The 9,401-nt window shown below is 71.4% G+C and carries 6 protein-coding genes and 1 pseudogene; 2 read left to right on the top strand and 5 right to left on the bottom strand.

What is annotated here, in order from left to right:
- Positions 1-69: 69 nt before the first annotated feature.
- Positions 70-2,178 carry a WD40 repeat domain-containing serine/threonine protein kinase gene (locus tag ACY5KJ_RS10085; protein ID WP_462188261.1) on the bottom strand — a complete coding sequence of 703 codons (2,109 nt, stop codon included), beginning with the start codon at positions 2,176-2,178 and terminating at the stop codon, positions 70-72.
- A gap of 620 nt (positions 2,179-2,798) precedes the next feature.
- Here ACY5KJ_RS10085 and ACY5KJ_RS10080 point away from each other — a divergent pair.
- Entirely contained in the window at positions 2,799-3,617 is an 819-nt protein-coding gene (locus ACY5KJ_RS10080; protein ID WP_462188260.1) for a class I SAM-dependent methyltransferase, read from the top strand.
- 86 nt (positions 3,618-3,703) lie between these two features.
- On the opposite strand, the gene ACY5KJ_RS10075 is transcribed toward ACY5KJ_RS10080, so the two are convergent.
- Both ACY5KJ_RS10075 and ACY5KJ_RS10070 read right to left on the bottom strand, forming a co-directional pair.
- Positions 3,704-4,771, bottom strand: coding sequence for a hemolysin family protein (locus ACY5KJ_RS10075; RefSeq protein WP_462188263.1), 1,068 nt, complete (start codon positions 4,769-4,771; stop codon positions 3,704-3,706).
- Positions 4,768-6,225, bottom strand: a complete 1,458-nt coding sequence (locus tag ACY5KJ_RS10070) for a hemolysin family protein (protein ID WP_462188259.1) — start codon at positions 6,223-6,225, stop codon at positions 4,768-4,770. Before ACY5KJ_RS10070 ends, ACY5KJ_RS10075 begins: the two co-directional genes overlap by 4 nt.
- 486 nt (positions 6,226-6,711) lie before the next feature.
- Between ACY5KJ_RS10070 and ACY5KJ_RS10065 the strand changes: the two genes are divergently transcribed.
- Positions 6,712-7,236, top strand: a complete 525-nt coding sequence (locus tag ACY5KJ_RS10065; RefSeq protein WP_462203248.1) for a DUF4232 domain-containing protein — start codon at positions 6,712-6,714, stop codon at positions 7,234-7,236.
- Positions 7,237-7,304: 68 nt separating this feature from the next.
- Here ACY5KJ_RS10065 and ACY5KJ_RS10060 read toward each other — a convergent pair whose 3' ends face one another.
- Complete coding sequence (locus tag ACY5KJ_RS10060; protein ID WP_462188257.1) at positions 7,305-8,498, bottom strand: thiolase family protein; 1,194 nt, start codon at positions 8,496-8,498, stop codon at positions 7,305-7,307.
- A 154-nt stretch (positions 8,499-8,652) separates the two neighbouring features.
- Positions 8,653-9,339: pseudogene (locus ACY5KJ_RS10055) on the bottom strand (TAXI family TRAP transporter solute-binding subunit).
- Between the last annotated feature and the right edge of the window lie 62 nt (positions 9,340-9,401).

Genomic DNA, 9,401 nt, shown 5'->3' with positions numbered 1-9,401 from the left:
TCTCGATCACGTATTTGTTACTTCATTACGTCCCCTAGGGGTGCGTTTGGCGGAGCCGGGGAGCGGGCCTTAACCGGAGCAGGAGTCGGTGTAGGGGAGGCGAGGAATGAGCCGGCTCCATTCGGCCGGGCTCAGGGCCGCGCCCGGCCTGGCGCAGGCCAGCCGGCGCAGCCTGGCCGGGTCGAGCGTCCCGAGGAGGACCGATCCCTTGTCGGTGGTCAGCGCGACGGTCTCGGTGCCGGTCTTGGTGCCGGTCACGGCCACCGCTCGGGCGGGTGCGTCCAGGACGCCCAGGGGGGTCATCGCGGGTGTGGGGGCGGAGAGGTCCCAGTAGGCGACCGCGCCACCGCCGTCCGCGCTCACCAGATGATCGTCGGTGGTGAAGGCGACGGCGGCGACGGGGGCGGTGTGGCCGGACAGCCGGCGCAGGACCCGCGGATGGTCGGGATCGCCGACGTCGGAGACCTGCAGGATCCGGTCGTCGCCGCCGGTGGCCAGCCGCCGTCCGTCTGGGCTGAACGCGACGGTGTTCACCGCGCCGGTGTGGCCGGGCACCGAGACCATCTGGACGGGTCTGCGGGGGTCGCGGACGTTCCACAGCTGCACGGTGCCGCTGGCGCCGGCGATGGCGATGGCGAGGACGGCGCCGTCCGGCCGCAGCGCCACGTCCGTCACCGGCCCCGCGCGGCCGATCAGCAACTGGATCGAGACGGGCCGCCCCGGATCGGCGACGTCCCACAGCCCCACCGACCAGTCCTCGCCGGCGGTGACGAGCAGATGCGCACTGCTCGACAACGCGAGCCGATGGACCGGCGTGGCCTGGGGGTCGAGCGTGCTGAGCGGCCGGGGGCGCGCCGGATCGGAGATGTCCCAGAGCCGGCCGGCGTCGGTCTCCCCACCCGTCGCGAGTCGGGTGCCCGAGCGGTCGAACACGACGCCGTGCGCATGGTCGTTCGCGGAACCCCCGGCGGTGGCGGCGGGTCGGCCGGCAGCGTCGACCTTCCAGAGGTGGAGGCTGCCGGTGTCGTCGGTGCCGGCGAGGGTCGTGCTGTCCGGGCTGAGCGCGATGTCGGAGAAGGCCGCGGGACCGGCGGGGATCCGCGCGGCGGTGGACTGGGCGAAGGACGCGAGGACGGCCGCGCGCGCGGCCTCCGTCGGGGCGATCCGGTAGGCCGCGAGGCTCAGCCGGCCGGCCAGGCCCGGTTGCCGGGCCCGCTGGGCCGCCGCGTCCGCGGCCAGGCGTGACGAGATGGACGCGCGGTCGGCCGCCGACACCGGCGACGGGCCACCGCCGCGCGGCACGATGATCAGCACTGCCGCGGCGGCGATTGCGATGGCGAGTCCGGTGACGAGCAGTGCCGGCCGCGACCGCCGCCGCCTGGACGGGGCCGGTGGCGACGGGGCCGGTGATGGGCTGAGCGCCGGCGGGTGCGGGGTTCCTGCTGGATGCGGGGGTACCGACCCGGGCTGTCCACGCGGCGGCGGGGTCCGGGCTGGAATCGGCGGCGGCGAGGCGACAGGCGGCGGGGACAGCTGGGTGACGGGCATGTCCGCCACGTTCGCGGCGGTGCTGCCCGTGCTGCCCGTGCCGCCGGGCGGCTCCGGCCTGGGCGCCGGCCCCTTGGCGCCTGATGCCCGGCGCCGGGCCCAGCGGCGGGCACGTCCGGTGGGCTGCGCGGTGCCGGGCGGTCCGGGCGGTCCGGTGCCGGGCTCCGGGTGCGCGGGGAGGCTACCCCCGCCGATCAGCGCTGTCCGCAGCTCCTCCGCGCTCGGCCGGGCCGCCGGGTCCTTCGCCATCGCGATCTCGACGAGGTTGCGCAGCTCGCCGCCAACTCCGTCGAGCCGCGGTGGCTCGTTGACGATGCGGTAAAGAATGGCGTCGATGGGACCGGTGCCGAACGGCGCGTGCCCGGTGGCGGCGAAGATCATGACGGCGCCCCAGGCGAAGACGTCGACCGCCGAGGTGATCGGTACGTCGAGGATCTGCTCCGGGGACATGTAACCGGGCGTACCGATGGCATGCCGGACGTTGTGGCTCAGGTCGGTGTCCGCGTTGAACTCGCGGGCCAGACCGAAGTCGATCACCTTGGGGCCGACCGGGGACAGCAGGACGTTGCCGGGGGTGAGGTCGCGGTGCACGATCCCGGCCGCGTGGATGGCGCTCAGGGCGGTCGTCACGCTGACTGCGAGCTGTTCGAGATCGGCGGGCCGCAGCGGCCCCCCGCACGGAGACGCGCCTCGACAGCGTCGGACCCTCGACGAACTCGGTCACGAGATAGGGCTGGGGCCCGTATGGATCTGCGTCCAGCACGGCGGCCGTGGTGAACCGCCGGACCCGGCGGGCACTCTCGGCCTCGCGGGCGAACCGGGCGCGGAATTCGGGCCGTTGCGCGAGCTCCGGCCTGATCATCTTGATCGCGATGGCGCTTCCGTCGGGTGCCCGGCCGAGGAAGACGGTGCCCATGCCGCCCTGCCCGAGCCGGCCGATTACCTGGTAGACTCCGAGCCGCCGCGGATCGGTCAGCTGGAGCGGGCGCACGGCGTCGCCGGGCAGCGGAGGTGGTGTCGCCCCCGTCACCGTGCCCCACTCCCGTAGTGGGACAACGGCCACGCACGCCCTGCCCCGCTCCCAAGGTACGCCGAGACCGGCGACCTTCTCAGATACGGCGGATGCCTGGACCGGCGCGGGCGCACAGGCAAAGTATCGCAGTAAAGGATGGAAGATCGCAGTATGGACAGAACCAGTATGGACGGAATATAGCGCAATACCGGCAAAGATGCATGATCTGGGAGGCCCTGTGCTCCGCCGCGCGGCAAAGTTCGACGTGACACTGACCCCGACCTCGCGGTCCCTGCTCGCCCCGGTCTCCGAGGAGCCACGGCGGTTGCTGCTCGACCGGGCCCTCGACGAGTTCGTCGCCGATCTCAGCGCGCTGGACGAGACGGCCGGCACGATGGTGGCCGGGGCGCCTCGTCCGACGATCGACACAGCCATCGACGCGGCGGTCCCCGCGGTGGTCGAGGGCACGCTGCTCGTCTCCGGCCAGGAGGTGATGCAGACCTGGGAGGCGCCGTTGATGCGGGCGCTGGCCGCCGAGGTGACCCAGCCGGGCGGTACCGTCCTCGAGGTCGGGTTCGGCCTGGGCCTGTCCGCCGGGTTCGTCCAGGAGATCGGCCCGGCCCGGCACGCGATCATCGAGGCGAACCCGGCCACGGTGCGCGTCGCCGAGCAGTGGGCCCGCCCCGCGGGGCGCCGCGGAGTGGAGATCATCACCGGGCGTTGGCAGGAGGCCATACCCGGCCTCGGCCGGTTTGACGGCATCCTCTTTGACACCTATCCCCTCGACGAGACCGAGGTCGACGAGTATTTCGTGCGCAGCCCCACCTTCGCCGAGCACTTCTTCGCGCACGCCGCCGACCACCTGGCCGACGGCGGTTCGTTCACCTACTACTCGAACGAGATCGACTCGGTGTCCCGGCGGCATCAGCGGGCCCTGCTCCGCCACTTCCGCACCTTCAGCGTGCGTGTCGTCGACGGCCTGCAGCCGCCGGCGGACTGCAGCTACTGGTGGGCGCCGTCGATGGCGGTCATCGTCGCCCGGGAACCCCGCCGCTGATCCCCACCTTGCCTATCCAGAGGGATAAATCGGACACCGAAGCCTCTGGATAGGCAAGGTAACCGGGAGATACGGGACCGGACGGTTCAGGCGGGCTGGTGGGTGGGGATCACGACCGTGCGAACGGCGTCGTCGCGGATCTCCCCGACCAGCTCCTCCAGGATGTCCTCCAGCGCGACGAGCCCGAGGACCGTACCGTCGGCGTCGGTGACCCTGGCCAGATGCGCGCCGGAGTGCTGCATCGTCGCCAGCGCCGTCCGCAGGTTGTCGTCGGCGCCGACTCGGGCTAGCGGCCGGGTCCACTTGGCCGCGACCGGGCTGGACCGCCGCTCCGGCCGGGTCTCCAGCACGTCCTTGAGGTGCAGGTAGCCGATCAGTCCGCCCTCGGGGTCCCGCACCGGGAAGCGGGTGAATCCGGTGCGCGCGGCGAGCTGTTCGACCTGCCGGGGAGTGACCGCCGGGGACACGGTGACCAGCCCGTCCGGCGGGAGCAGGACGGCACGCGCGGTGCGTTCCTCGAACGACAGCGCCCCGGTCAGCAGGTCGTGTTCATCCTCGGCGAGCAGACCCTCCCGATGCGACTCCTCGATGAGTCCGGCGACCTCGTCGCGGGTGAAGACGCTCGCGATCTCGTCCTTCGGTTCGACGCCGACGAGCCGCAACGACACGGCCGCGATCGTGTTGAGCAGCGCGATGACCGGTTTGCCGCAGCGGACGACTCCGACCAGGAGCGGGGCGAGCAGCAGGACCGCACGCTCCGGCATCGCCAGCGCGATGTTCTTCGGGACCATCTCGCCGACGACCACGTGCAGGAAGGTCACCAGGCCCAGCGCAATGGCGAAGGCCACCGGGTGCAGCAGGGCGGAGGGCATCCCGGCCGCCTCGAACGGTCCGCGGAGCAGATGCGCGACCGCCGGTTCCCCGAGAGCGCCGAGGCCCAGGGTGCAGACGGTGATGCCGAGCTGCGCCCCGGCGAGCATCAGCGAGACGTTCTCCATCGCCCCAAGGGTGATCTTCGCCAGCCGCGAGCCCGCCTCGGCCATCGGCTCCAAGCTCGACCGCCGGGCCGAGATCAGCGCGAACTCGGCCCCGACGAACAGCGCGTTCAGCGCCAGCAGGACGACGGTGGCGACGATCGCCAGCAGGTCGGTCATCCCCACCCCGCCCTTCCGACCGAGGCGGTCTCGGCATCCTCGGCATCCTCGGCCTCCTCAGCGGCCGGGCCTGCCGGGCCTGCCGGGCCTGTGCCGGGTCGGCGATCCGCGGGGTCCGCGACCGGCGGGTCCGTAGCCCTCTCCGGCGTGGCGCCCGTCGGCGCGATCGGATCCAGGCGGATCCGGTCGACCCGCCGGCCGTCCATCCGCTCGACGGTGTACCGCACGCCCTCCACGGCCGCCGTGTCGCCCGCCCCGGGGATGCGTCCCAGCGCCCGGGCCATCAGACCGCCCAGGGTCTGGTAGGTGTCGTCCGCGGGGATGTCGATCCCCGTGACGTTGCGGGCCTCCTCCGGGCGCAGCAGGCCGGAGAGCAGCCAGCTGCCGTCCCGTCGGCGCAGGGCGCGCGGGCTGACCCGATCGTGTTCGTCGACAACGTCGCCGACGATCTCCTCGATGAGGTCCTCGGCGGTGACCAGTCCGTCGGTGCCGCCGAACTCGTCGACCACGATCGCCATCTGCATGCCGCCGGCACGCAGTGTCTCCAGCAAGGGGTCGAGCAGGATCGTCGAGGGCACGGTCACCGGCGGGACCATCACGTCGCGTACCGGGGTATGGTCCCGGGCGTCCTCGGGGACGGCGACCGCGTTCTTCACATGGATGAGGCCCACGACGTCGTCGCTGTCCGTGCCGAGTACCGGGAAGCGGGAGTGCCCGGTGCGCCGGGTGAGGGTGATAACCTCACTGACCGGTTCGTCGGCATGGACGGTGCGCATGCGCATCCGGGGTGTCATGACGTCCTCGGCGGTCCGGTCACCGAACAGCAGGGAGCGCTGCACCAGCGTCGCCGTCTCGTGGGAGAGGGTGCCGTGCTCGGCAGACCGCCCGACGAGGGAGAACAGCTCCTGAGCCGAACGGGCCGAGGCCAGCTCCTCGCGTGGCGAGATGCCGAGGCGGTGCAGCAGCGCGTTCGCCGTGGTGTTCAGCGAGCGGATCAGCGGGCCGGTGGCCTTCGTGAAGGCACGCTGGGGAGCCTGCACCGCCAACGCGGTGCCGAGGGGATGGGCGATCGCCAGGTTCTTCGGGATCAGCTCGCCGTACACCATCGTCAGGCCCGTCGCGAGGACCAGGGCGATCGCCACCGACGCCGCCCGGGCGAGCCCGTCCGGGGCGCCGAGCGAGGTGATCGGCCCCTCGAGCAGCCCTGCGATGGCGGGCTCCGCCAGAAAACCGATCGCCAGGTTGGTGATGGTGATCCCGAGCTGGGCGCCGGACAGCTGGGTGGACAGACCGCGCAGTGCGGTGAGTACCCCGCGGGCGCCCCGATCATCGCGCTCGGCGGCCCGCTCCACCGAGGGCCGGTCCACCGTGACGAAAGCGAACTCGGCCGCGACGAAAACGCCGCAGGCGGCCACGAGCACCAGGCTGAGTACCAACAGAAGCGCCTCGATCATCGGTCGACCCCCGCGGGCGCTTCCTCGCGCGTGGGTCGGCCGGAACTACACCCGGCATCTTCGGAGACTTTCATGATCCCTTCCGGTCGGTGCGGGGCGACCCGGCCCGCGGGCCTACCCCGTCACGCGGCAACAACGCGCTTCATAGCCCGTTCGTTTCACGATGACCTCTGGTCGGCGCACGGTCCAGACCCTGAGTGGGCCTCAGTAGAAGATCACCGTGTGGGCCAGCCGGCCAGCCGGTCCGGTGTCGTGGCCCGGCCCGGTACTGGAGAACGGTTGATCGGCGGGCGTGGGCCGGACGCGATGGTGAGGAACCGGACGCGCCGGTGAGAACAAGAGCCCTGGAGCCCGATATGACGGATCCCCGACGGTGTCACGGAGGGTAGCAGCGGGAAGGGATTGGGTGACATCACCGGGTGGCTTGCCGGCTCGCCGCGCGACGAGGAGGTCGTCATGCACAGGTCTCATGGGAGGGTTTTTCCGGTGGTACTCGCCCTGGCCGCGACGGCGATCCTCGTCGCCGGATGCGGCCCGGGCCCGGGCGGCGGCGGGGGCACCGCGGTGGCGGCTCCGGCGACGCCCGTGGCGGCCCGGTGCCGGACCGCTCAACTCGCTCTGAGCAGCATCGACCGCCAGGGAACCGCGGGCAGCGACTACGAACGGCTGGTCCTGACCAACATCGGTCACAGCCCCTGCGTGGTACGCGGATTCCCTGGCGTGTCGTTCGTGGACGCGGCCGGCCGGCAGGTGGGCGCGGCGGCGGAGCACACGGGGCCGGTGGGCGCGCCGGTGCGGCTCGTGCCCGGGGGCGCCGCGACGGCGGTCCTGCGCATCCTGCATCTCGGCGTGGCGGAAGGCTGCACACCTCCCTCGGGGACCGCGCCGGTCGCCGTGCTGCGCGTGTACCCGCCGGGGAACACCGAGGCGCTGCGGCTGACCGGCCCGGACACGCGGGCATGCCGGGATCCCGCCGTGCGGCAGCTCACCGTGGCCGCGTTCACGGCGTGACCGGGCCGGCTCCCACGGTGCCCAGGGCGATGCCGGTGGATCGGCCGGTGGAGGTCGGCCGGTGGAGGTCAGAGCCGTTCGATGATGGTGGCGTTGGCCAGGCCGCCGCCCTCGCACATCGTCTGCAGGCCGTAACGGCCGCCGGTGGCCTCCAGGTAGTTGAGCATCGTGGTGAGCAGGCGGGTGCCCGATCCACCCAGTGGGTGGCCCAGCGCGATGGCGCCCCCGCGCGGGTTGAGCTTCGCCGGGTCGGCACCGGTGTCGCGGGCCCACATGAGCGGCACGGGCGCGAACGCCTCGTTGACCTCGAAGGTGTCGATGTCGTCGATGCTCAGACCGGCGCGCTTGAGCGCCTTGCGGGTCGCCGGGATCGGCGCGGTCAGCATGAGCAACGGGTCATCCCCGGCGAGCGCGAACGTGTGGAACCGGGCCCGTGGCCGCAGGCCGAGCTCGTTCGCCCTGGTCTCGCTCATGATCAGGACGGCCGAGGCGCCGTCGGTCAGCGGGGAGGAGTTACCCGGGGTGATGTTCCAGGTGATTTCCGGGAAGCGGGCAGCGTACGCCTCGGTGTAGAAGGACGGCTTGAGCATCGCCAGCGTCTCAACGGTCGTGGTCGCTCGGACCGTTTCGTCCACGGTGTGCTGGGCTGTCGTGCCGTCCGGAAGGGTGATCTCGACCGGGACGATCTCCCCGGTGAAGTCCCCCGCCGCGGCGGAGGCCGCCGCGAGCTGGTGCGACCGCGCGGAGAAGATGTCCAGGTCCTCCCGGTTGATCTTCCATCGGGCGCTGACGAGCTCCGCGCCGATGCCCTGGTGGGCCAGGCCCTCCGGGTAGCGGGCGTGCAGGCTCGGGCCGTTGGGGTCCTTGCCGAGGGTGGTGGAGCCCATCGGCACCCGGCTCATCGACTCCACCCCGGCGGCGATGACGATGTCGTAGGCGCCGGCGAGCACCCCCTGCGCGGCGAAATGGGCGGCCTGCTGGCTCGACCCGCACTGGCGGTCGATCGTGGTGGCCGGCACCGACTCGGGGAACCCGGCCGCCAGCACCGCGGTGCGCCCGATGTTGACGGCCTGCTCGCCGGCCTGGTCGACACACCCGGCGATGACGTCGTCAACCAGCGCCGGATCAAGGTCGTTGCGGGCGATCAGTGCCTTCAGCACGGTGGCCAGCAGCTCCACCGGATGGGTTTCGGACAGCGCCCCACCCGGCTTGCCCCGTCCCGACGCCGTGCGTACCCCATCGACGATGACTGCGTTCTCCATGGGCTCTCCCTCGTCACAACCATCACACGTCACAATCATCACAATGACGGCGGATCGACCGTTGCCCTGCCCGTGTCGCCTACCCGTTGCCTGGTGCTTGCCTGGATCGACGCTACGGGCCACCCTCTTGATGGGTCAACAAGTGAACCGGAGGTCAGGGGGTCGGGGCCGGGCATCCCGTCGGATAACCGAGCGCATGTGTATAGTATCTCTCCGCTGCCGGATGTAGCGGGACGTACCGGCAGATGTTGGTCGCGATGAAGGAGCCGGGAGTCGCGAAATCGAGGCGGCGCGCCTGCGCCTGCGCCTGATGGGTGGTCCACAGGGTGGCCTTGAACTCGGCGGAGTGTTCACCCATCATCCGGGCGGCGAACTCGACCAGCGCGGCGTCGGCGTACTTGCTGGCGACGATGCCGTTCGGCACTGCGAGGGTCTGTGTCGGCTGGGACGGGATGATGTTGTAGTCACCCGGCTCGATAGCGGCCCTTGTGAAGACGTTGGCTCCGACATCGAGGTACTGGGAGTACCAGTCCCGCTGGATCGCCGATTGCTAGTCGTCGAGTGGCACGAATCTGATCTTCTGGTAGCTGTCGTTGTATTCCTGGACCGCCATCGTGGGAGCGCCCGCCGCCCACAGGACCGCGTCGGCGTGATCCGCACCGGTGGGATGAAGTTTCTGGAGAGCCTCGGCTATCCGGTTCCCGGTCACCGGACGGATGACGCAGCCCGCTCCTTTTACCCGGGTGATCTGACGGAACAGCACGGAGGCGATCTGGTGGGTGCCCGAGTCGAGCACTCCGCTTTCGACCGTCTTGCCGCACAGATCGTCCGCGCTATGAATGCTGGAGTTGGTCGGGACGATGAGCTGGAGAACGTCGTAGTAGATCTGGCCGACGAGGCGTA

Source organism: Frankia sp. CcWB3 (assembly GCF_977927595.1).
This window is presented reverse-complemented; position numbering and strand designations above follow the sequence as displayed.

Coding starts and splice junctions, on each gene's coding strand:
- ACY5KJ_RS10075 (WP_462188263.1), bottom strand. CDS start 4,771: ATGACCGACCTGCTGGCGATCGTCGCCACCGTCGTCCTGCTGGCGCTG.
- ACY5KJ_RS10060 (WP_462188257.1), bottom strand. CDS start 8,498: ATGGAGAACGCAGTCATCGTCGATGGGGTACGCACGGCGTCGGGACGG.
- ACY5KJ_RS10070 (WP_462188259.1), bottom strand. CDS start 6,225: ATGATCGAGGCGCTTCTGTTGGTACTCAGCCTGGTGCTCGTGGCCGCC.